Consider the following 19,334-nt stretch of genomic DNA (forward strand, 5'->3'; position numbering starts at 1 on the left):
ACAACAATAACCAATAAGAAGGATAAACTATGCAGTTGATAAAAGGTGATAGCTTACAGATTTTACGTGATTTACCCAGTAGTTCTGTAGATGCAGTTATCACCGATCCACCTTATGCTTCTGGCGCTGCCAGTAGCTCAGCAAAAAAAGCCAGCACTGGCAGTAAATATACAACAAAAGGAGCAATAAACCCCTTTCTCGATTTTGAGGGAGATTGTCGAGATCAGCGAAGCTTGCTGCAGTGGTCTTCACTTTGGTTAGCTGAATGCTACCGCGTGGCCAAACCGAACGCGCACCTATTGTGTTTTATTGATTGGCGAAATTATCCAGTGTTTGCCGATGCCATACAAGTAGGCGGATGGATTTGGCGAGGGGGATTAGTTTGGGACAAAAAGAATGCTCGTCCTAGAAAAGACGGCTTTAGTCAACAATGTGAGTTTGTGCTTTGGGCAACTAAAGGTTCTGTTAAGGTCGGAGATAATCCACTCTATCATAATGGTGTATATCAATGTCATCCTCATAAAGGGGGGCGATTTCATCAAACAAGTAAACCTGTTGATGTAATGGAATGGCTTTGTAATGTCGTCCCCAAAAATGGCACTGTGCTGGATCCCTTTATGGGCAGTGGTAGCACTGGAGTGGCATGTAACAATTTGGGCTTAGATTTTATAGGTATAGAAATGACGGACTATTTTGATATTGCAAAACAAAGATTAGCCGCTTAGCCCCCCCACCTTTAACGATAGTGGCTCTATTTATTGAGCCGCTTCAATGCCCCTTTAAAGCTACTTTAAGAAATATCAGTTAAAAGCGCTACAGATAGATCCTTTTTTGTCTTTAAATGTCATAAACATGACATTCAGATCGTTTAAATAGATCGCCCCGATCCAACAAACATCAACATAAAGCTCAATATCAATGTCAAAACCAATGTCAAAAACTCATCTTTTTCTTACGGAAGCGGCAGGCGAAGAGGAGTGAATTTTTCGCAGGGTTGAGCATTGGCGTCTTCTTTCTCTAGGCTGGTCAGTAATGAGGTTGTTAAGCATTAACGTACTGTATACAATTACAGTATAAGAATGAGTAATGAGGTGAGTATGGCTAGAGTAAATTGTCCTGAATGTGAGTCTAAAGCCGTGATCACATCACGCGAAACTCAATCAAGTCATGCAGCACACTTGTATTGCGTCTGCACAAATACTAAAAAGTGCGGCGCATCATTTCGAATGACACTTGGCTTTGACCACTACATCAACCCGCCTTTAATGACCACAGCACAAATGGCCAAACAACTTTTAAAGAACTTGCCCAGGGAACAACAATTAGAATTACTCGATTTGTGATTTCACCACTCTGCTCGTTCAAATCCCTTCAAGTACCAAAGTGGTGAGGTTCACCACTTTTTAGCATTGATATTTTTTCGATTTTCAGCAAAGATAAGTGACTATTTTGCGGCGTTCGATAGTGATTTAGGGTGAGTGCCAAAGTCGCGTGGCGTCCAATCATTATTATGTTCAATAGGGGGAGAAAGGGGGAATTTAACACCCTTACAGCCGCACAGAGATAAGTGGTGAGAACAGGGATAAGTTCATGCCTCCTAATTAGTTATACTCCAAACTAAAGCGGTCAAATAAAAGTGACCACGGGCTTAGATTACTAGTACTTAAAATACCCTGTACGGAGCCACATACAAGGTGGTTTGGTGGCCGGAGGCTAGACACCTCTGGCTACCCGATTAAGTGCAGCTACTTCCACGTATAAGATCTATCACTGGGAGCCTCTGATTTTTTATGGTGGTATTCACTTGGAAATTTGTCTAATGCATGTTTTATTTTGCTTTGTTCAAATGGAACAGAAACAAAATACGCCTTATTCTTCAATATAGGAGGGGTTTTTTCAGTAGAAGAATTATTTTTACATAAGTTAACGGCAATAATAGGAATATCCATGCTCATTGCTACTTCAATTTCCCAGCGGACGAACTTATATAGATTTTTTGTGTTTTCACCAACAAGCAATATTGCTTGCTTAGTGTTATTTAGACGCTCTTTAAGCTTTCGTTTAATCTGATCTTCAGATGTGGTTTTTCTTAAATTGTTTAAATCATGGGCATCATGAAAATTAAAGTCTATATTGTCATTAGCTTTCCATGCGGTCATTAATCTATACATACGAATATCAGTATCTGCATCAAACATGACGTATGTTTTATTTTTATAGCTCATAAATCTTCCTTCCCTGCATGATTCGGTATTGAGTTAGTTATAATTACTGTAAAGAATAAAAATGTATTGATTAGCTCGCTCATAAACACCACTCTAATTTCTTGGGTAAGCGGAGAAAAGCCACCATAAGTTAAAGTAAACGCATTTGCGACGCTGAGGAATATTGCATTCGTCGTATCAATTAAGTTATCAGGCCAACCTATCATATGACTATAATGAATGCCATATAGATAGGCGTAGCACAACAAGTAATATAAGATAGCCAAAAGCGAATTAAGGAATTTTCTGTTTAATGTATCGCGGTCAACTCGCTGCCCATATTTACTCCCCCAAACATGATAATAGAAGTAGGTAAAAAGGTTCGAGAATAGAAGGTAGTAAATAACCAGTTTTGGAAAGACTCCACTAGCCTCACAAACCCAGAGTAAGAATAGAACCCCGAATTTAAATATTTGGTATATATCGATTGCTATATTGCTACTTCGAGTTTTATCTTGGGTAGAGAGTTCTCCACCGCTACGCTTATGCAAAACACCAGAGGACAACTTCGCAAGAAACTTGAAAAACTCGACTAGATTACAGTAATACATTAATCGCACTAAAGCGTCGAAAAATGGATAAATAAAGCCGTTATTCATATTTTTTTTACCTAGTCTAATTAGATCAAGCCTACGAGTGCTTAACGCCTGCCAGCAGGGCCAAAGAATTTTTCCCTCTAGCTTTATTACCTTTAACTGAATAGTTTATTGAAATCGATTTTATAACCAACAGCACTCATCTCTTTTGCAATATCGATTTGCCAATCTTGATCTGAGATGTATACCATACCACTTATATCACTTGGTAATTCAACCTTGCCTGACACCAATGGAACAACGTTTTCACGACCCAACTTGCCAATTAAAAAACCATGTTCGAAAACAACATTTTGTCTAGCTCGAGTATTTAACTGACCTAATTCAACCTCAGTTTTAACATTACCAACATCGTCTGGTGTATATAAAACAATTGCGAAATCAGTTTCATTAGAATAGTCTTCAATTTTTTCAATTATTGTCCGACTTTTACTGGCTTGCTCATGCAAAATTATTGCTTCAAACCCTAATTTTTCAACAAATCTAGCAGTCTTCTCTTTCGCGTCACTATTGTGACCATGAACAATAAAAACTTTATCTGACTTCTTTTCTTTGTTTTTTGAGTTATCGGGTTCATTTTGAATAACAACTGCTTCGTGTTTATCATACTCATCGTTTTCAACATCCAATATAAGGGAGTCAATGTACGAAAGCATAGAGCACCCATCTTGCCTCCAAAAATAATCCACAGCACTCTCGCCACGATGCCTAGACAAAATGGAAAAGTGTTGCAATTTAGCCTTGAGCCTTGAAGTTTCACCTGCAAGTGAAACATCTAAGAACTGTGATAGCTTTCTTCTCCATGTTTGAAATCTTTCATGGCCATAGTCTCTTCCACGCTCTTCAAAGGCTTGAAGTACTTCATCTAACAATCTTCCTCGATAACTGTTTAAGCCTTCTAAAATTTCTACTTTATCCATAATTTATTGTTTACAACCTTTGAAGTTAACGCCCTAATAACAGGAAAATTTAACGCCTTTTGATATTTCAGTATCATACGCCTCATTTAAGCCTGAAAATATTGATAGCTGTTTAAATGATTCGTCGCACAGCTTTAATTCCTTGGCATACTTAACATTATCAAATCAAGATACACTCCAAACTCATTGTTGTAAAATCGTTAATTGCTAAAGTAAGCGTTTGATAAGCATGAGGCAATACAAGAAAAGTAGGCAGATTTATGATGGGTATCCCTACCAGTGATAAGGCTTTTTTATCACTGGTTGTTCAACACTTCGCTCTCGATAACATCAGGATCGCAGCTCCGCTGCGGCCTATCCTTATTTGTTATAACGCAATTATTACAAGCCACGTTCCTTTATTATTTGAGCCAACTTTAAGCCTTTAGCAAATTCTGTTTTATAACTTTCATTACGACCAATAGCTAAAGAAAATTCAATTGGATGAATGTCTTTTAATTGTTCTGCGTATTTAACTACAAGATACATATTAACGCCGTCTTTATTTTTTTCTAAAGCAGCTTTAGCGACTTCATCTTTAATATGATTTAACAGTTTACTTTGATTCATTGAAACTCCGCGTTGTGCTTGCGTTATAACAGCTTATCCAACAGCAGGATGATCTTCCAGACCGCTTAATTTGATGAAGTTAGGGTACACTTAAACTCAATTGTTGTTAAACTGTTTCTTAATCATTCAGAAAACCCAAGAAGGAAACATTATGGCCAAAATAGCAATATTGATAGTCCTGCTTTCTTTTTCAAGCTTGATTCAAGCAAATGAGTTATATCGTTCAAAGGCTGGAGATAGTGGAAAATACTACATCATTGAAAATAAAGCCTTAGGTGATAATATTTTTCAGGTTCTTTCTAGCCGTATAGGAAAAAATGACGCCTATACTGATTTCACACTCTTAAAAGTAAACTGTAACACTGCTCAATATTTTGAATTAGCAGGGTTAAGTGAAGATGGGGCAAAAAACAAACCATCTAAAGAACTCAAAGACTGGTCAAAAGATTCTAAATGGGTCAATTTGATTACTGGTTCAAGTAAATATGATCTTGTAAACCATATATGTAATAAATATAGGTGAACTCAACAATTGTAACTACCAGTGACAAGGCTCATTATCACTGGTTTTTTATCAGCGTATATTTTGGTCGCTTCTGTATACTATAATCTTTTATTTTCTTTGAGATAACCTATGTCAGTATTGTTGTGTCGATCATTCGGTCGTTTTGTTTTGAGCTGTCTTTGTCTTATGAGCTTATCGGTGTTGCTTTCAAGTGGTGCGAACGCGGCGGGTAACACCAGTAACCAATCTTTTAGTAAAGCCAAAAAGCAATTGCTCGCTAAAGTCTATCCTGATCATCGGCAAACCATTTATTGTGGTGCTAGCTTCGACAAAAAGAAAAACATCACCCCTCCTGCAGGGTTTAAAACCAGCGTATATAAAAAGCGAGCTAAAAAAGTCGAGTGGGAACATGTGGTCCCAGCGGAGAACTTCGGTCGCGCATTTGTCGAATGGCGCGAGGGGAACAAAGCCTGTGTGAACAGCAAAGGTAAATCATTTAAAGGCCGTAAATGTGCCGAGAAAGTGAATACTGAGTATCGTTACATGCAAGCCGATATGTACAACCTTTACCCCGCTATCGGTGCTGTGAATGCCTTACGCAGTAATTACAATTTCACCATGTTATCGAGCGCTAAATCAGACTTTGGCCAATGTGATATGCGCATTGAAAAACGTAAAGCTCAGCCTCCTGTTAAAGCGCGTGGTCGCATTGCCCGCACTTATATGTATATGCAAGCCGTCTATCCAAAGTACAAAATGAGCAAGCAACAGCAAAAGCTCATGGCCTCGTGGGATAAGCAGTACCCAGTATCAAAATGGGAATGCACTCGAGCTAAGCGTATTCAAAAAATTCAAGGTAACGTAAATCAAGTTGTCGCTAGCCGCTGTAAAGCCGTAGGATTTTAAGTTTTGGTGTGATAAATAGCCTAGTTAACATATTACTTGTTGTACGCATTTGGCTAAAGTCTAATTTTAAACCTTGTTAAAACAATAAAATAAGAAAGCCGCGACACATCTATCGCGGCTTAATTTTTGGATTTAGAGCGAGAGTTAATCACTCTAGCCTAATTTTAGTTTATGTTGAGAATAGTGCAAATTGACTACTACCCGTGATAAAGACGGTTTATCACGGGTAGGGGGAAATGTGCCAGCATCGCCTTACTTTTTCTTATCTTTCTTATCTTTTTTGACTGCTTTACTCATTGCCAAAAAACGGATTATTTACTACAGGTATGACTAATTCACTCCAAATTGGGATAACTCTGACGTCAAATAATGTATAAAATTAGCTTTCTTCACATAGATAATTTTGTAACATTCGATAGAAACCTGACATATCAATTAACTGAGAAATATTAGAAAGTGTTATATCGACCTCGTAAACAAGCATGCTTTCTTTCTCCGTTAAGAATTACTCCTATTCTTTGTTCTGAAAATATAAATATATAATTTACATCAATATCTTATGTGTGATACTGTCAAAAAATAAGAGTACAGCCAAGAACGTTATCCTGTTGCTATTGAATAAGCAGCTAGCTATGCAATCGATCAATTAAATTAAGGGGAAATTTTGACCGAATTAGAAAATACAGAAATAGAACCAATATCTGAGGAAAGTGAAGATTCATATTCTAATGATGATATATACAATATTACATCTTGGGGGGCTGATCTTTCGTTTCGTGAGCTAATTACAATGTATGATGAAGAGGAATTAATAAAGCCTGAACTTCAAAGACATTATATTTGGGATAAAGTTGAAGCTAGTAGATTCGTTGAATCTTTATTACTAGGGTTACCGGTTCCAAGTATTTTTCTAGCAAACACTTCGGAAGACCAAAAGTTAATCGTAGATGGTTATCAACGAATCATGACCGTATATGATTTTGTCAAAGGTATTTGGTCGAAAGATGGAAGAGTATTTAAACTATTTAATAGCGACAAATTAAATAAAAGGTGGAGAGGTAAATCTTTCGGAGAACTATCTTCAGCTGAACAACGTAAAATTAGAAGCACGACTATCCACGCCATAATTTTTGATCAAAAAAAATCTGAAGCTAGTGATACTAGCTTGTATCAAATTTTTGAACGCATAAATACTGGTGGGCGTGCATTAGGGGCTCAAGAAATTCGTAACTGTGTATACCAAGGAAACCTTAACTCTTTATTAATTGAAATGAATAAAGATGAAAGCTGGAGACACTTTGTAGGTAAAGATGTAGATTCTCGAATGAGAGATATAGAATTCATTCTTCGATTTTTAGCACTAAATACCGAAAAAATTAAAAATGTGCCGAAGGGAAATAATTCATTGAAGAAACTTTTAAATGAGTATATGGGTTGTAAAACTAATAATACTGATGATGCAATTAATATTCAGCGTGCGGCTTTCACGTCAACAATTGAATTTATAAAAGATAATATAGGTAATTCAGCTTTTTATAATATTGTTGAAGGTGAACCTGGAAAAATAAGAAAAAGGTTTTATCCAACTATTTTTGATGCATTAATGGTGGCAACAGCTATAGCTCTTGAAAAATTGGGTGCGGGCATACCAACGGATAATCTTGAAGCCAAAAGACTTGATGTTCTCCAAAATGAAAGTTTTAGAAAGTACATAAGTGAAGGCACTATGCAAACTGAGAGTATTCATGGAAGAGTTTCATTATTATTAGAGGGATTATATGGAATTCAATATATCTAATGGATCTGTAGCCGAAAGAATTGAGTCGTGCCTAGATGAATTTCATAAAATAAAATGCATTATAGATGGTATGGGGTCAATGAGTCATCCAGTCCCATACCTTACTCGTTACTCAATTATAAGAGCTTGTGGCGCTATAGAGTATGGCTTTAAAACTATTATTTCTGATATTAATAGTGATGGCCAAACCGAGCAAATTAAAACTTTTATAGATAAAAAGTTTCGTAATAGCTCAATGAACCCAAATTTTTCGAATATAGTGAAAAGTCTAGGGGGATTTGATCGTGAGTGGGTAACTAAATTTAAGCAAGAAATTGAGGCTTTAGATCACACTCAAAGAGTCAAAGACTCTTTAGACTCTCTAAATGAAGCTAGAAATGCATTTGCTCATGGTGGTTCTCCATCTACATCTTTTGCAAATGTACAAAATTATTTTGAAGATAGTGTTAGAGTTTTAGAAAGTATAGAGAAGGTATTGGCAGCATAGCTAATCGGGTAGCTAGAGGTATCTAACCTCCAGCCCCCACACCACCCTGCATGCGGCTCATGTGACATGTCTACTTTGCCCAACAATGCGACTCTTTAACTTGCCTTAACAGGGACTCTTACACTCGGCCTAGATCCCTATTAAACACCACAAAAGTCACTCTCAACTTTAATAAAAACCTAAAAGATTCCACTACTAAAAAGTAGTGGATCTCACCACTTTGGTATTTTAAGTAAAAATCAATTGAAACTATCAACAGTTTATTTTTTAAGACATTCCTAAGATCATCCTGATTTTACTCTCCTATTCAAACCTATACACAGCAAGGGCTAGAGTGGTGGTCATTGCATCAGCCTAAGAGAAGTATGCAACCATTCTTTCCCGCCTAACAGAAGTACATTAAAAAAGGCAATAAAGAGTATCTATTGCCTTGGGCAGGACGCTAACTTATTTTAATAATCAGATCATTTATTGGCTAGTAAATAACCCCCTACAGTATCCTTTGTTAGCTCTAAATTTCCATTTACTATCAAAAGTGACATTATCATAAATTGCCCCCATACCATACTCAGACAATCCAATAACACTCCAAGTACCTTTTAATGAGAATTTCTTAGACATAGCTGTTACCGTCTCAAATACACTTTTAGCATACTGTTTATAATCAAGAGACGGATCCATTTTTTGCAATGTAGAGTCAAACAAAATATCCGCCAATGTTTTAGGGTCAGGAGTAGTAGAGGCACGTATTTCGATTGCTTCAGGTAAATATTCACTGTCATTTAAAAATACATGGACCTCATAATCCATAGTTTCATTTTGTGTGGTTTCATTTAACATGATAAAATCCCCATAATCTGAAAGAAAGTTAATATTAGCTACAGAGCCCTGAAAAAAATATTACAACCTATTACACCCTATTTAGGACTCATACTATTAAGTCCTCTTCATCGGAGTCTAAAAAATCTTCTCGCTTAGCTGTGATTTTAACTGCACTTGTATTTCTTGATTGCTCGATAACAAACGGCCTAACGAAATTTCATTGTCGGTATGGCCACCGGCTAACATCTCAGTAATTAATGACTCGATATAATCGATGGCGTTCGCGGCCACGTCTCTTGCTCCGCTCATTGAACACGCTCCCAACTAATCCCCTTGGCAATGACTTTTCTTTTTTTTACTGGATCAGGCTTTGTTCCCATCACCCGACAAATGAAATGTAGCGTATTGACATAAACAGGCACCCACCATGCAATGTGCGTTTTAACGATGGGTTTTAATCCTGGTCCCGCTTTATGATTTGAGCTCATGACTTCACTCCCTGTTTTTTTATTTTTCTCACATCTAATAAATTATTCAACGTTGTCCGGCACTGCTCGCACTCAATCTCACTCAGTCTTGATAACCAGTCTTTTATCATTGGCCGACTGCATGTATTTAACTTCTCTTTGCAACGGTGATACCGGGCTAAGTGTTCGGCTTTATCGGCGATATCCTCCGCTGCTTGCACAACCGAGTTATTCGGTGCCTGGTGATTAAAAGTGCTCATACATGCTCTCCGTGTCATCATGATATTGCTCGAAATTTTCAGCCCAGTAATCGACATGTGTATCATCATTAGGTTTGTTTTCAGTAAAGCTGTTTTCATAGGCTTGCAAGTCAACCACCTCTTGCAGTTGAACGAGGGCTCGGCGGTGTAAGTTGGGCGCTAGGCTCACTAGCCAGTCATTAATATTAACGTTAGCATCGGAAGATTCAGCTTTTTGCTTAACCTGCTTTTGTTTCGCCTCTTTTTGTTTTGTAAGCAGGTCCCATGCTTGGCGGCGTAGGTCTTTATCTACCTCACCTTGGTTGGCAACATGATCATGATATTGCTGCAGCGCGCTAAGCTGCTCACCTTCACGCCAACCGTTTTCTTCACGCGTCTTGGCTATGTTACGCTTTTTAACCCTTACTATCTGATTGTTTTTAATGTTGATTATGTATTTATTGGTTTCGACGGTGGCCCCAGCCTGAAGACGGTCAAAGTGAAAATCATCAATACCATACTTACGCGCTGTCACCCTTAACATATCCTCTTGATTTATAAGGGGCGTACAGTTATTGTCAGTACTCCAAGGGTCGCGGCTGTCGCCACTCTTAGAAGCAAGATCACAAGACACATCAAAGGCAACAGCAACAGCCTTGACGCTCTTGTCGTCATCTGTATGAGTTGATTGAGTGCTAGAGGGTGCGCGGCGTATTTTCCAGCCGTCTAAGCGAGTATGTATTGGTGTGTGGTTTTCTTGTGACATCACGCCCATGATTTTGGTGATGTCTTCACCGTATTGGCTCGCGGCCTCGTTAACCACCTTAGCCAGCACAATGGGTCTATCAGCACGCAGGCATTCAATGCCGCCCATAACCTCAACATAACGTTGCCAGTTGGGATTATCAGCAGCAGCGCGAGCACGTTCTAAAATCTCATCGTGTTCTAATGCTTCATCAAGTCGCCGTAATTCACGCCAAATAGTGACCGAGGGCCCACCTATTTGTTGAAACTGGCGAATATTCCACGTACTCGCCCAAGCTGCGACACCTTGCGCACCATGCTCGCCCGAGGTTTCAGCCTCGAAATCATCATCGACATACTCACCATCAATATTCTTAGCAATATATTTAGCGATATAACCGGTAGCACTACCCTTTTCTGGATCAATGGTTTTGTAATCAAAGCGGGCATTTTCATTATTAATTAACTCATCCTTATCATGCTCTGTGGCGTAGTGACGCAATACTTCACGCCCCGCTTCAAGCTGCTCAGGTTTAAAAAATAACAATAAATGCCAGTGTGGGGTACCATCATGATGGGGCTCAACCACACGAAAACCAAAGGGAGTGATCCCATCACGTTTTAACTGGCTACGAGCTTTCGCCCATTGTTTCGTTAAATGTTTTTGCGCTTGCTTAGGGTTGGTGCCTTTATATTTCTTATTGGCTATCGCTTTACTTTTTTTATTAACGGTATAGGCGTGATAACGCGACGGGGCTGTGATGGTATAAAACTCACCGACATAGCCATTGGCCATGGCTAAATCTTCAAAACCACGCATCCGCACCATGAGTTCAACGCGGCGGTTTTTAGGATTTGAAATAGACGCTTTTACCGCTTCACTTAATGTCAGTGTTAATTCTTGTTCTTCATTAACCACTTCCATTTGCTCAAGCCAAAGCGCTTGGGCTTTTTTACGGGCCTTGAAATCTAGCAAACATTGATAACTGACATAAGGCGATACCCCTTTGCGCACTCGCCCTATGATAATCGCAATATGCTCTAAATATTGACGGTAGGCGCGCTCTAACTTTCTAGCCCACCATTTATCATCAATGAGTCGGACAATGATTTTACTGATTGCATCATACATGGCGGGATTAGTATCAAACTCCCCCGCCGCCTTGCGTTTAGCGTAATGTTTAAAGCTGGGTAAAATAGGCGTGAAGCCCCACATATCAGCAGGGCTTTTAACTGAATTAATTAACTCGCGCGCATCAACACTTTCGCTTTTATCGGGCGTCATTTTATTCAGTAGCGTTGCACAACGACTCGACCACTCTTTAGCGGCACTGACTCGGCGTTCTTCAGTGTTAATCAGGTCTAGAGGCAAAGGAAATTGCGTTAAAACAGGCCTTAGTGTTTCGACTTGCTTGCGTAGCCAAATATTGGCACTACTGGTTTTGCTTTTGATGCTGTGTTGATATTTTAAGCGACGACTAACCCACTGCTTAAAAAAGTGATTGGCAACATGATCGGGCACATCACTCAATTGAGTGCGCGCCCAGGCTAAATCGTTTTTATCATGCTCTGTAATAAAAAGCGCCGAGAGTAAATCCTCGGCGTGCATAGTGAGTTTTATCGAGTTGTCTTGCTCTTCTGATTTTAACCATTCTAAAAAACACTTCTGATCTTCAAAAGCAACATCACTCGCAGACAACTGACTTAAATCCATCAAAGCCACTCAATATTAAAGTGAGCCTTAGCTTTTTCAATAAAGCGGCGAATACCTTGCGCCAATACCTGCTCGCCATTGCCCAAAGCTTGCCAGTATAGACATTCAAGCGCACCAATTTGATTTGATAGGCGCATTTCAACAGGGCGTGAAAATGATGAGCTTTGGCTATGCTCTATCACCGTTCGTTTATAACTGCGAAAGTGACGCTGTAAATGCAGGTAAGCCGGTGAACGTTTCTTTTCTTTTGCCATATCACGCCACCTTCGCATTGATAGGGGTTAATTCAAAAAGGTCTCTGAATTCAACCATGCGTGACAAAAGATGATTAGCAACGGGCAGCTCTAAGGTGTCTGCTGTGGCGTGTAATGTTTCGAGCGTATTCTCAATCACTAATTCTGATAGCTGATTTTTATCAGTATTAAACGTTTTAATTAATTGATTTGCTTGTTGTAGAAGTGCATCAGATATTGATACACTTTGGGGTGTCGATTTAGTCATAACTTTCCTTAGTTAAAAATGATTTATTCGATATGGCCATTACCTGCTCGAACAGGAAATGGCTTTTTTATTGCACTTTTTTTGCTCTTCCTGCCGTTTGGGTGTGTAATGCGGTGGTTTCAAATTGACTGATTAATTCTGCTGTCGCTTGAGTAACATCATCTAATTCACTCGTTACGCGTTCGTTCTCTTCGCTATTAACATCATTCGCGGCACTGTTTTGCCTAAACTGATCACGTGTCATCGCTAACGAACCAAAGCTTTTACTGACATCAAACATGGTGATAATCGCCGCGCGGAGCCCTTCTCTTTGCTCAATATCAAATTGCTCAAACGAGTAATTGATAAAAGTGGCGGGTTTTAACCTGGCGCCGAACAGCACCATAGACTTTTGCTGACGGTTAAGCTGGTTATAACGACGGGCCACACTGCTTGAACCTAATCGTTCACGCATTTGAGCAATCGCTATTTGTGCGGCACTTGATGATTGTTTTTCTACTTTTATTGACTGTTCACAATTAACCGGCATAACTTAAGCTCCCTTCGCTGCTTGCATGATTTCCCAGCCTTTTTTAGCTTCAAGTCGTTGCTTATCGATAAAAGCTGCTAAGTCAGTTAAATGCACCATTGTTGGCGCTTGAACAGAATCACGTAATTTAAACGTGGTGATCGGTAAAGCATCTACTTTTGCTTTTTGCTCAGCAGTCTTCGGCATAAGCCCAAAAAATTCCTCGCTGATAGCTCTTAACTGAACAGTAGGTGTTTCATAACGTGCAAGTAATGCATACGCAGTATTCATGATAAAAATCCTTTTAATGGGTGTGAGCGGTGGCGTAAAGTTCAGCCCAGCGTTTAGGGCCAAGGGCAATATAAGATTGGATTTCACTGGCTCGCCAAACTGCGCGATAGCCATCAGCTTTAGTGTTAGTTGGAAATAGGTCTTTACCCATTTGAGTGTAAATGGTGACTTTCTTTAATTTGGTACGCTGCATTACCTCATCTAAGCCAAGAAAACTATCTTGTTTAGCGAGCTCCGCGATGGATAACAACTGCGCTGCGAGTGTTTGCAGCACCATATTGACCGTATCTGTTTCTATGTCTGTGTCTGTTTTTTTGTTCATTTATCTATCCCTGTATAGCTCTGCATATATGCAAAAGGTTCCACTTCATGCACTAAAATGTTAATGTTCGATAGAATATCTACCGTTTGGTACGAATAATGCCTGAAAGAGGAACCATCTAAAGCTACAGGTACCTAAAAGGCGAACCGATAAACCGAATATAGTTCACAAAGGCGAACCATGTCAATAACTCTTGGCGAAAAATTTAAGCTCATAAGGGAAACTTTCGGATTAAGTCAGGTTAAATTTGCAGAAAAATTAGAAATAAGCCTTAGCTCTTACAAAAAATATGAAAGTGGTTTTCAAGAAGTTGGCCGCCCCGCCTTACAAAAGGTAGCGAGTGATCCAGACTGTGTGAAGTATGCACTTTGGTTAGTCGCAGATATAACGAACCCAGAGGCGGGTCAAATCGCACCAGGTGATACTGAACCCGAACAAGCGAAAGTAGCAGCTCAATTAAAACAAGAAGAATACGAAGCGCAAGCAGCGAAAGTGCTTACAGATGCATTAATGATGTTTTGCTATTTAGATTGGTTTACCCCCAACAAAGATAAAATGAATTTTGATGATTGCGCTAAATTATTACTCAAAGATTTACAACCGGTGATCAACCAACGATTTGAGACCAACCAAAAAATTCAAGCCATAAAATCGGCATAAAAAAACCCGCTAAATAGCGGGTTTCTTTGATGTTCATTTCTAGTATTAACCCACTATTTTTAAACTCGGAGCTTCATACTGAACCACTTCACGTTTAGCAATCACATTGTGAGTCTGACAATTTCTAAAGTAAGTCTTGGTACTATTCAGCAATGATTTTGTCTTACCATATTGCTCTGTACCATTAAGAACAGCTTGCGCCTCACCTAAGTCATAAACTAAATCATGAGCCATTTGAGCACGGCCATTAATAAATTCAACATACTCGGCGCGCTCTTCCTGCTGCTGCGCTGAATATAAACAAACAAATACAGACACAACACTACTGACACTAATAATCAAAAACATAAAACTCAAACTACCCATAAGCTTTCATCCTTTTATTTCTAATATGCCTAACGGGATAAGCAATAATAAGACTCAATGTAATAATATTAATAACAGGTACTAAGCTCTGGTAAACAAGGTTAAAACCTGAAATATCAAACACACCATATAGTACCAGTTCGATTACTATCAAAAGCTCTAAAGCCAACCCTAGCATCAGACAATAAATAGCAACTTTCGAAAAGCTACAGCGTCTAATTTTATGTAATGTAAACAGACTGATGATGAACAAAAATTCAATCATAAACATCATGAAAAAAAACAGTTGTCGCCGTGCCATAACTTCCATGTCTAGCGCTAAAATATAACGAGAAATGCCCCATGATATAAAATGAAAAAAAAGCACAGTAAATGCACATAAAAATGATGAATGCAGTAAAGCATCACTCGGGGTATTAATATCCGCTTTACCCCCCCAAAATAATACCTTGACTCGTTGATAGCTTAAATAAAGAATCAGCAATACTGTCACAGCTTCCAGTCCACGTACGACCCAATCAATTCCATATAAAAAATCATTCATAATCAACCCTGAATAAAAATGAAAACTTAAAGTGGCGGTATAACACCACCTCCAGATCCACCACCTTGCGGTGAAATATCATCGGATAATGCCGCTACACTTAAATAAGCGTTCACACCTTCAATACTGCTACTTGGTAAACCACTCACGTCGCTCGCCACTTTAACATTTGACGCTAAATCTAATGCTTCTTGGCTAATACTGACACTTTCTGTACTGACAGCTTTTTGGCTATTATCGGCTTGATTGGTTTGGGTTGGCTTCGCTTGGGTTTGGGAGCTTTGATAGCTGCTAACTAGGTTATTGGTATTATTGTTAACATTCATGTTTAGAATGATCCTTTTTTCAAAACTGCAACAAATTACAACGTATTATAAACACTGTCCATTAGACTGTATATAAACACAGCCTTAAATACAAAAACAAGCTACCCCCCAAAAAAGTCCTACTAAAGTTGCATTTTTATTACTAATAGGTACTCTCGACACGATTTATTAATCAAAAAATTGACAATTTCAGTCACATAAGGATATATGATGTTAGAAAAAGATGTTAATAAGAAAGTCAGCATATTGCTGATTATTGGGATTGTATTCCTACCTATCGTTTTTGCATGGTTTACATTAAAAGAGGGGTACTCAAAACGAGCTCAAGGAATTTCGTTTATCTGGATGCTAGTTACACTCATTCTTGCTTTTAATGATTCAACTAAAACACCTCCTCAAGCAAGCTCTCAACCCTCAAATCAATCAACAGCTCCAACCAACTCATCTAGCATAAATTATGACTTAGCAAAAACTCTGTCTAATAAAAAAGCCCAGAGCTATTTAGAGTTTGCAAAAGATTACAATGTTATCGATGTTTACGATTATAGCTTTGCTGGCCGTAAACGAATTAGAGTGTCAATAACGGCAAAAGATGCACATGATTACAATGCGTTTATTGGTACATCTATTCAAGCTGCAAGAGAGATGATGCTAGAATATCGAGCACATCAGATTGATATACATCTTGAACACAGCAAAGTATTAGCGATGAAAGGCTACCAAATGGCAATGGTAACGTATACACCAGATGGTAAAGGTAACTCAGGCAAGTCCTTAGATGGTAAATACTGGGAAGCAAGAGCAATAAAACAAGATTATCCTACTCTCCAATTGAAAGCTTCAGAGCTGTGGGCTAAGAATAAAGATAAATTCAAAAAAACTGACGGTCTTATCGATGAACCAAGACTAGACAGCTTTATTGCTGATAGGCTGTCAATCGCAAAAGAAGACGTTCGGCTATTATCACCGAATTATATTGTAGTTAAATTTTATTAGGTTCAAATAAAAAAGGGGTACCGAAAAATTAATGAAACTTTAGCAGTACCCCTACAAGCCACCTTAAACCCTTCAACCTCAATTAAACCGCTTCAATCTGCTCAATTAATAATTGCAAAGACTGGTTGCCTCTAAACTCATTCACATCCAGTTTATAGACTAACTTGGCATGTTGAATACTGGCATCGGGCCATGTCTGTAAATCAACGTTAAACGCAATAGCATCCAACATCACGCGGCCACATTCTGTTTCTAAAACTAATTTTAAATGCTTTTCTCCAACAATTCTCTGTTGGATAATCTTAAAATGCCCATCAAACAATGGCTCAGCAAAAGCTTGGCCCCATGGACCGGCATGCCTGAGTTCCGTTGCGACTGCCATGGTTAATTCATTAGGGGTTAACTCCCCATCAGAGAGATATTCTCCCGTCAACAGCTCTGGTTCAATAGTATCTCTTATGGCTTGATCATAGGCATCGCTAAACGCGGGAAAGTCATCCCCTCTCATCGATAACCCAGCCGCCATAGCATGGCCACCAAACTTTAAGATCATTCCCGGATGTCGGCTATTAATCAGCTCAAGTAAATCCCGCATATGTAGACCTTTTATCGAACGTGCAGAGCCTTTTATCTCCCCCTTTCCTGCATCAGCAAAGGCAATGACAGGCCGATGATATTTATCTTTTATACGTGACGCTAAAATCCCAATAACACCTTGATGCCAGTCGGCTTGAAACAGTGCTATTCCCCAAGGTAATGATGCCGTATCTAATGTAAGACTGTTCAAGCTCTTTAATGCTTCTTGCTGCATTTCTTGCTCGAGTTCTCGTCTTTCCATATTCAAACTATCGAGCTGTGCAGCCATCCGTCTGGCTTGGATCACATCTTCACAAAGCAGCGTTTCGACACCTAAGGCCATTTCATCTAATCGACCAGCAGCATTAAGCCTAGGCCCAACAGTAAAGCCGAAATCTGAAGCGACAACGCGAGAGGGCGTCCGTTTAGCTACTTCCAGTAATGCGGTTATACCGACTCGACAGCGCCCCGCCCTGACTCTTTTCAAGCCCATCTCGACCAAAATACGATTATTATTATCAAGCGGCACCACATCGGCAACGGTGCCCAATGCGACAATATCCAGTAATTGCGCTAAATTGGGTTCGATAATATCGTGCTTTTGATACCAATTGCGGCCTCTTAGCTCGGCGCGTAATGCCGACATTAAGTAAAAAGCGACCCCAACCCCTGCAATGGCTTTACTGGCAAAACCACAATCTACTTGATTGGGATTCACTATCGCATCGGCATTGGGTAACTCTTTTCCAGGCAAATGATGATCGGTTATCACCACTTGCATGCCTAATGCTTTAGCCGCCTCGACGCCTTCAATCGAAGAAATACCATTATCGACCGTGATCAATAATTGCGCTCCTTTACGTTGAGCCACCTGTACAATCTCAGGACTTAATCCATAGCCAAAATCGAATCTATTTGGAATGAGATAATCCACTTTCTGTGCAGCCATCATCCGCAATGCGAGCATGCATACGCTGGTAGACGTCGCACCATCGGCATCAAAATCGCCCATAATCAAGATGTGTTTATTATCCGCCATCGCATCTGCGATGATTTCAGCGGCTAACGTTAATCCTGCCATGGTATCGGGTTTTAACAACTGCCCTAAGCTTAACTCACACTCCTGTGCTTTAGCGCCTCGACTGGCATAAATTTGTTTCAATAACGGCGATAACGTATCGGGAAGATGACTATCATCCACATGGGAGCGGCGTACGATTTGATGGATCACGAATGAAAGTTACCTAAAAAAGAAAGAGGAGCACTATAACGTAAGCTAAAGTTTCAAAAAAGACACGGACTCAAATTAAATGTCAACGGCCTCTTCAGTGGCATAAAAAAAGTGAGCCAACTGGCTCACTTTATTAGTCAAAAAAAATAATATCTGATTATGACTTAGCGGCAGACTCTGATTTTGTCTCAGTACTTTCAAGCACTTTAAGCAATTGCTTCGGTGGCTGATAACCAGGAATTAAGCTACCATCTTCAAGAATTATCGCTGGTGTACCATTAATACCAAACGCAACGCCTAACTCATATTGCTCTTTAATTTTAGCATCACAATCTGCATCTTTAACCGGTTTACCCGCTTTAGCATCTGTCATGGCTTTTAATGGATCGGCTGAGCACCAAACCGCTTCCATTTCATCAGCAGTTGCTGAAGGGACACCTGCACGAGGGAAAGCGAGATAACGAACCGTAATGCCTAAATCGTTATACTCAGCCATCTCACTGTGTAATTTACGACAGTAACCACAACTAATATCCGTGAACACCGTCACGACGTATTTTTGATTCTTTGCTTTATAAACAAGCATCTTGTCTTCAAGTTTTTTCAGCATTTTCAACCTTGGACCCGCCATCGCCGCCTCGGTCAGATTTTTCATACCGTTGTCTAAATCATAAATCGTACCATGGATCAGCCTGGTGCCATCTTGGCTAATATAAAGCACACCACGATTGGTTAATGCTTCATACAAACCGGGAATTGAAGACATTTTTATCGACGTCACATCAACATCGAGAGTCGAACTCAGTTTTTGCTTCAGCGCTTGAGCTTCTGCATTATTAGCATCCGTTGCTGCTATAGCCGCTGGCGATAATGCCATGACTGCCATCAAAGAAAGTACACGAGTAAACTTCATTGGATATCCTAAATAATTTAAGTGTGGAT

At 39.3% G+C, this 19,334-nt stretch carries 26 protein-coding genes and 1 pseudogene; 8 read left to right on the plus strand and 19 right to left on the minus strand.

Features of this window, described 5'->3' with window-relative positions; translation table 11 throughout:
* The first annotated feature begins 29 nt into the window (after positions 1 to 29).
* A complete protein-coding gene (locus L2764_RS02165) occupies positions 30 to 725 on the plus strand; it encodes a DNA-methyltransferase (protein WP_248938599.1) in 696 nt (231 codons plus the stop codon).
* A 372-nt stretch (positions 726 to 1,097) separates the two neighbouring features.
* Entirely contained in the window at positions 1,098 to 1,343 is a 246-nt protein-coding gene (locus L2764_RS02170) for an ogr/Delta-like zinc finger family protein (protein ID WP_248938600.1), read from the plus strand.
* A 402-nt stretch (positions 1,344 to 1,745) separates the two neighbouring features.
* On the opposite strand, the gene L2764_RS02175 is transcribed toward L2764_RS02170, so the two are convergent.
* The 5 genes and pseudogenes from L2764_RS02175 to L2764_RS02190 all read right to left on the minus strand — a co-directional run bounded on the left by L2764_RS02175 (position 1,746) and on the right by L2764_RS02190 (position 4,389).
* The gene (locus L2764_RS02175) at positions 1,746 to 2,225 is read right to left on the minus strand and encodes a TIR domain-containing protein (RefSeq protein ID WP_248938601.1); all 480 of its coding nucleotides are present in this window, start codon (positions 2,223 to 2,225) and stop codon (positions 1,746 to 1,748) included.
* Positions 2,222 to 2,863, minus strand: a complete 642-nt coding sequence (locus L2764_RS02180; RefSeq protein ID WP_248938602.1) for a hypothetical protein — start codon at positions 2,861 to 2,863, stop codon at positions 2,222 to 2,224. The genes L2764_RS02175 and L2764_RS02180 overlap by 4 nt, the downstream gene beginning before the upstream one ends.
* 92 nt (positions 2,864 to 2,955) lie before the next feature.
* Positions 2,956 to 3,780 (minus strand): TIR domain-containing protein, encoded by an 825-nt coding sequence (locus tag L2764_RS02185; RefSeq protein ID WP_248938603.1) that lies wholly within the window; start codon positions 3,778 to 3,780, stop codon positions 2,956 to 2,958.
* 33 nt (positions 3,781 to 3,813) lie between these two features.
* A pseudogene (locus L2764_RS28490) lies at positions 3,814 to 3,924 on the minus strand (hypothetical protein); the annotation flags it as partial.
* 237 nt (positions 3,925 to 4,161) lie between these two features.
* The gene (locus L2764_RS02190; RefSeq protein WP_248938604.1) at positions 4,162 to 4,389 is read right to left on the minus strand and encodes an HTH-like domain-containing protein; all 228 of its coding nucleotides are present in this window, start codon (positions 4,387 to 4,389) and stop codon (positions 4,162 to 4,164) included.
* 151 nt (positions 4,390 to 4,540) lie between these two features.
* Here L2764_RS02190 and L2764_RS02195 point away from each other — a divergent pair, with 151 nt between their 5' ends.
* From L2764_RS02195 to L2764_RS02210, 4 genes are all read left to right on the plus strand, one after another.
* Entirely contained in the window at positions 4,541 to 4,912 is a 372-nt protein-coding gene (locus tag L2764_RS02195) for a hypothetical protein (RefSeq protein ID WP_248938605.1), read from the plus strand.
* Between the two features lie 168 nt (positions 4,913 to 5,080).
* The gene (locus L2764_RS02200; RefSeq protein ID WP_248938606.1) at positions 5,081 to 5,800 is read left to right on the plus strand and encodes an endonuclease; all 720 of its coding nucleotides are present in this window, start codon (positions 5,081 to 5,083) and stop codon (positions 5,798 to 5,800) included.
* A 664-nt stretch (positions 5,801 to 6,464) separates the two neighbouring features.
* Positions 6,465 to 7,598: a DUF262 domain-containing protein gene (locus L2764_RS02205; protein WP_248938607.1), complete on the plus strand. Its 1,134-nt coding sequence runs from the start codon at positions 6,465 to 6,467 to the stop codon at positions 7,596 to 7,598.
* Positions 7,579 to 8,085 carry a HEPN domain-containing protein gene (locus tag L2764_RS02210; protein WP_248938608.1) on the plus strand — a complete coding sequence of 169 codons (507 nt, stop codon included), beginning with the start codon at positions 7,579 to 7,581 and terminating at the stop codon, positions 8,083 to 8,085. Before L2764_RS02205 ends, L2764_RS02210 begins: the two co-directional genes overlap by 20 nt.
* A gap of 468 nt (positions 8,086 to 8,553) precedes the next feature.
* Here L2764_RS02210 and L2764_RS02215 read toward each other — a convergent pair whose 3' ends face one another.
* The 9 genes from L2764_RS02215 to L2764_RS02255 form a co-directional block, all read right to left on the minus strand.
* Positions 8,554 to 8,925 carry a hypothetical protein gene (locus L2764_RS02215; RefSeq protein ID WP_248938609.1) on the minus strand — a complete coding sequence of 124 codons (372 nt, stop codon included), beginning with the start codon at positions 8,923 to 8,925 and terminating at the stop codon, positions 8,554 to 8,556.
* A 117-nt stretch (positions 8,926 to 9,042) separates the two neighbouring features.
* Entirely contained in the window at positions 9,043 to 9,216 is a 174-nt protein-coding gene (locus L2764_RS02220) for a hypothetical protein (protein ID WP_248938610.1), read from the minus strand.
* On the minus strand, positions 9,213 to 9,395 hold the full coding sequence (locus L2764_RS02225) for a hypothetical protein (RefSeq protein ID WP_248938611.1): 183 nt from the start codon (positions 9,393 to 9,395) through the stop codon (positions 9,213 to 9,215). Before L2764_RS02225 ends, L2764_RS02220 begins: the two co-directional genes overlap by 4 nt.
* 225 nt (positions 9,396 to 9,620) lie before the next feature.
* Positions 9,621 to 12,071 (minus strand): replication endonuclease, encoded by a 2,451-nt coding sequence (locus tag L2764_RS02230; protein ID WP_248938612.1) that lies wholly within the window; start codon positions 12,069 to 12,071, stop codon positions 9,621 to 9,623.
* Positions 12,071 to 12,325, minus strand: coding sequence for a hypothetical protein (locus L2764_RS02235; protein WP_248938613.1), 255 nt, complete (start codon positions 12,323 to 12,325; stop codon positions 12,071 to 12,073). Before L2764_RS02235 ends, L2764_RS02230 begins: the two co-directional genes overlap by 1 nt.
* Position 12,326: 1 nt before the next feature.
* Positions 12,327 to 12,572, minus strand: coding sequence for a hypothetical protein (locus L2764_RS02240; RefSeq protein ID WP_248938614.1), 246 nt, complete (start codon positions 12,570 to 12,572; stop codon positions 12,327 to 12,329).
* Between the two features lie 67 nt (positions 12,573 to 12,639).
* The gene (locus L2764_RS02245; RefSeq protein ID WP_248938615.1) at positions 12,640 to 13,101 is read right to left on the minus strand and encodes a hypothetical protein; all 462 of its coding nucleotides are present in this window, start codon (positions 13,099 to 13,101) and stop codon (positions 12,640 to 12,642) included.
* A 3-nt stretch (positions 13,102 to 13,104) separates the two neighbouring features.
* A complete protein-coding gene (locus L2764_RS02250) occupies positions 13,105 to 13,371 on the minus strand; it encodes a pyocin activator PrtN family protein (protein ID WP_248938616.1) in 267 nt (88 codons plus the stop codon).
* 13 nt (positions 13,372 to 13,384) lie between these two features.
* Positions 13,385 to 13,693 carry a helix-turn-helix transcriptional regulator gene (locus L2764_RS02255; protein WP_248938617.1) on the minus strand — a complete coding sequence of 103 codons (309 nt, stop codon included), beginning with the start codon at positions 13,691 to 13,693 and terminating at the stop codon, positions 13,385 to 13,387.
* A 180-nt stretch (positions 13,694 to 13,873) separates the two neighbouring features.
* On the opposite strand from L2764_RS02255, the gene L2764_RS02260 reads away from it, so the two are divergent.
* Positions 13,874 to 14,353, plus strand: coding sequence for a helix-turn-helix domain-containing protein (locus L2764_RS02260; protein ID WP_248938618.1), 480 nt, complete (start codon positions 13,874 to 13,876; stop codon positions 14,351 to 14,353).
* A gap of 45 nt (positions 14,354 to 14,398) precedes the next feature.
* Here the strand turns inward: L2764_RS02260 and L2764_RS02265 are convergent, their stop codons facing one another.
* Genes L2764_RS02265 through L2764_RS02275 form a run of 3 tightly spaced genes read right to left on the minus strand, consistent with a single transcriptional unit; the run spans position 14,399 to position 15,589 of the window.
* Positions 14,399 to 14,719 carry a hypothetical protein gene (locus tag L2764_RS02265; RefSeq protein WP_248938619.1) on the minus strand — a complete coding sequence of 107 codons (321 nt, stop codon included), beginning with the start codon at positions 14,717 to 14,719 and terminating at the stop codon, positions 14,399 to 14,401.
* On the minus strand, positions 14,712 to 15,263 hold the full coding sequence (locus L2764_RS02270; protein WP_248938620.1) for a hypothetical protein: 552 nt from the start codon (positions 15,261 to 15,263) through the stop codon (positions 14,712 to 14,714). The genes L2764_RS02265 and L2764_RS02270 overlap by 8 nt, the downstream gene beginning before the upstream one ends.
* Positions 15,264 to 15,289: 26 nt before the next feature.
* The gene (locus L2764_RS02275) at positions 15,290 to 15,589 is read right to left on the minus strand and encodes a hypothetical protein (protein ID WP_248938621.1); all 300 of its coding nucleotides are present in this window, start codon (positions 15,587 to 15,589) and stop codon (positions 15,290 to 15,292) included.
* A gap of 207 nt (positions 15,590 to 15,796) precedes the next feature.
* Between L2764_RS02275 and L2764_RS02280 the strand changes: the two genes are divergently transcribed.
* Entirely contained in the window at positions 15,797 to 16,585 is a 789-nt protein-coding gene (locus L2764_RS02280; protein WP_248938622.1) for a DUF4875 domain-containing protein, read from the plus strand.
* Positions 16,586 to 16,667: 82 nt separating this feature from the next.
* Here L2764_RS02280 and recJ read toward each other — a convergent pair whose 3' ends face one another.
* Together recJ and dsbC are read right to left on the minus strand one after the other, a co-directional pair.
* The gene (gene recJ, locus L2764_RS02285; protein WP_248938623.1) at positions 16,668 to 18,392 is read right to left on the minus strand and encodes a single-stranded-DNA-specific exonuclease RecJ; all 1,725 of its coding nucleotides are present in this window, start codon (positions 18,390 to 18,392) and stop codon (positions 16,668 to 16,670) included.
* Between the two features lie 157 nt (positions 18,393 to 18,549).
* A complete protein-coding gene (dsbC, locus tag L2764_RS02290) occupies positions 18,550 to 19,305 on the minus strand; it encodes a bifunctional protein-disulfide isomerase/oxidoreductase DsbC (RefSeq protein WP_248938624.1) in 756 nt (251 codons plus the stop codon).
* Positions 19,306 to 19,334: the final 29 nt, after the last annotated feature.

The organism is Shewanella surugensis, from assembly GCF_023284005.1.
GTDB lineage: Bacteria > Pseudomonadota > Gammaproteobacteria > Enterobacterales > Shewanellaceae > Shewanella > Shewanella surugensis.

What these genes read in the sequence shown, in the direction of transcription:
- L2764_RS02175 (WP_248938601.1), bottom strand. Translation starts at nt 2,225, where the DNA reads ATGAGCTATAAAAATAAAACATACGTCATGTTTGATGCAGATACTGAT.
- L2764_RS02185 (WP_248938603.1), bottom strand. Translation starts at nt 3,780, where the DNA reads ATGGATAAAGTAGAAATTTTAGAAGGCTTAAACAGTTATCGAGGAAGA.
- L2764_RS02245 (WP_248938615.1), bottom strand. Translation starts at nt 13,101, where the DNA reads ATGCCGGTTAATTGTGAACAGTCAATAAAAGTAGAAAAACAATCATCA.
- L2764_RS02210 (WP_248938608.1), top strand. Translation starts at nt 7,579, where the DNA reads ATGGAATTCAATATATCTAATGGATCTGTAGCCGAAAGAATTGAGTCG.
- L2764_RS02225 (WP_248938611.1), bottom strand. Translation starts at nt 9,395, where the DNA reads ATGAGCTCAAATCATAAAGCGGGACCAGGATTAAAACCCATCGTTAAA.
- L2764_RS02260 (WP_248938618.1), top strand. Translation starts at nt 13,874, where the DNA reads ATGTCAATAACTCTTGGCGAAAAATTTAAGCTCATAAGGGAAACTTTC.
- L2764_RS02235 (WP_248938613.1), bottom strand. Translation starts at nt 12,325, where the DNA reads ATGGCAAAAGAAAAGAAACGTTCACCGGCTTACCTGCATTTACAGCGT.
- L2764_RS02230 (WP_248938612.1), bottom strand. Translation starts at nt 12,071, where the DNA reads ATGGATTTAAGTCAGTTGTCTGCGAGTGATGTTGCTTTTGAAGATCAG.
- L2764_RS02250 (WP_248938616.1), bottom strand. Translation starts at nt 13,371, where the DNA reads ATGAATACTGCGTATGCATTACTTGCACGTTATGAAACACCTACTGTT.
- dsbC (WP_248938624.1), bottom strand. Translation starts at nt 19,305, where the DNA reads ATGAAGTTTACTCGTGTACTTTCTTTGATGGCAGTCATGGCATTATCG.
- L2764_RS02170 (WP_248938600.1), top strand. Translation starts at nt 1,098, where the DNA reads ATGGCTAGAGTAAATTGTCCTGAATGTGAGTCTAAAGCCGTGATCACA.
- L2764_RS02265 (WP_248938619.1), bottom strand. Translation starts at nt 14,719, where the DNA reads ATGGGTAGTTTGAGTTTTATGTTTTTGATTATTAGTGTCAGTAGTGTT.
- L2764_RS02275 (WP_248938621.1), bottom strand. Translation starts at nt 15,589, where the DNA reads ATGAATGTTAACAATAATACCAATAACCTAGTTAGCAGCTATCAAAGC.
- L2764_RS02165 (WP_248938599.1), top strand. Translation starts at nt 30, where the DNA reads ATGCAGTTGATAAAAGGTGATAGCTTACAGATTTTACGTGATTTACCC.
- L2764_RS02200 (WP_248938606.1), top strand. Translation starts at nt 5,081, where the DNA reads ATGAGCTTATCGGTGTTGCTTTCAAGTGGTGCGAACGCGGCGGGTAAC.
- L2764_RS02180 (WP_248938602.1), bottom strand. Translation starts at nt 2,863, where the DNA reads ATGAATAACGGCTTTATTTATCCATTTTTCGACGCTTTAGTGCGATTA.
- L2764_RS02240 (WP_248938614.1), bottom strand. Translation starts at nt 12,572, where the DNA reads ATGACTAAATCGACACCCCAAAGTGTATCAATATCTGATGCACTTCTA.
- L2764_RS02255 (WP_248938617.1), bottom strand. Translation starts at nt 13,693, where the DNA reads ATGAACAAAAAAACAGACACAGACATAGAAACAGATACGGTCAATATG.
- L2764_RS02270 (WP_248938620.1), bottom strand. Translation starts at nt 15,263, where the DNA reads ATGAATGATTTTTTATATGGAATTGATTGGGTCGTACGTGGACTGGAA.
- L2764_RS02280 (WP_248938622.1), top strand. Translation starts at nt 15,797, where the DNA reads ATGATGTTAGAAAAAGATGTTAATAAGAAAGTCAGCATATTGCTGATT.
- L2764_RS02190 (WP_248938604.1), bottom strand. Translation starts at nt 4,389, where the DNA reads ATGAATCAAAGTAAACTGTTAAATCATATTAAAGATGAAGTCGCTAAA.
- L2764_RS02220 (WP_248938610.1), bottom strand. Translation starts at nt 9,216, where the DNA reads ATGAGCGGAGCAAGAGACGTGGCCGCGAACGCCATCGATTATATCGAG.
- L2764_RS02195 (WP_248938605.1), top strand. Translation starts at nt 4,541, where the DNA reads ATGGCCAAAATAGCAATATTGATAGTCCTGCTTTCTTTTTCAAGCTTG.
- L2764_RS02215 (WP_248938609.1), bottom strand. Translation starts at nt 8,925, where the DNA reads ATGTTAAATGAAACCACACAAAATGAAACTATGGATTATGAGGTCCAT.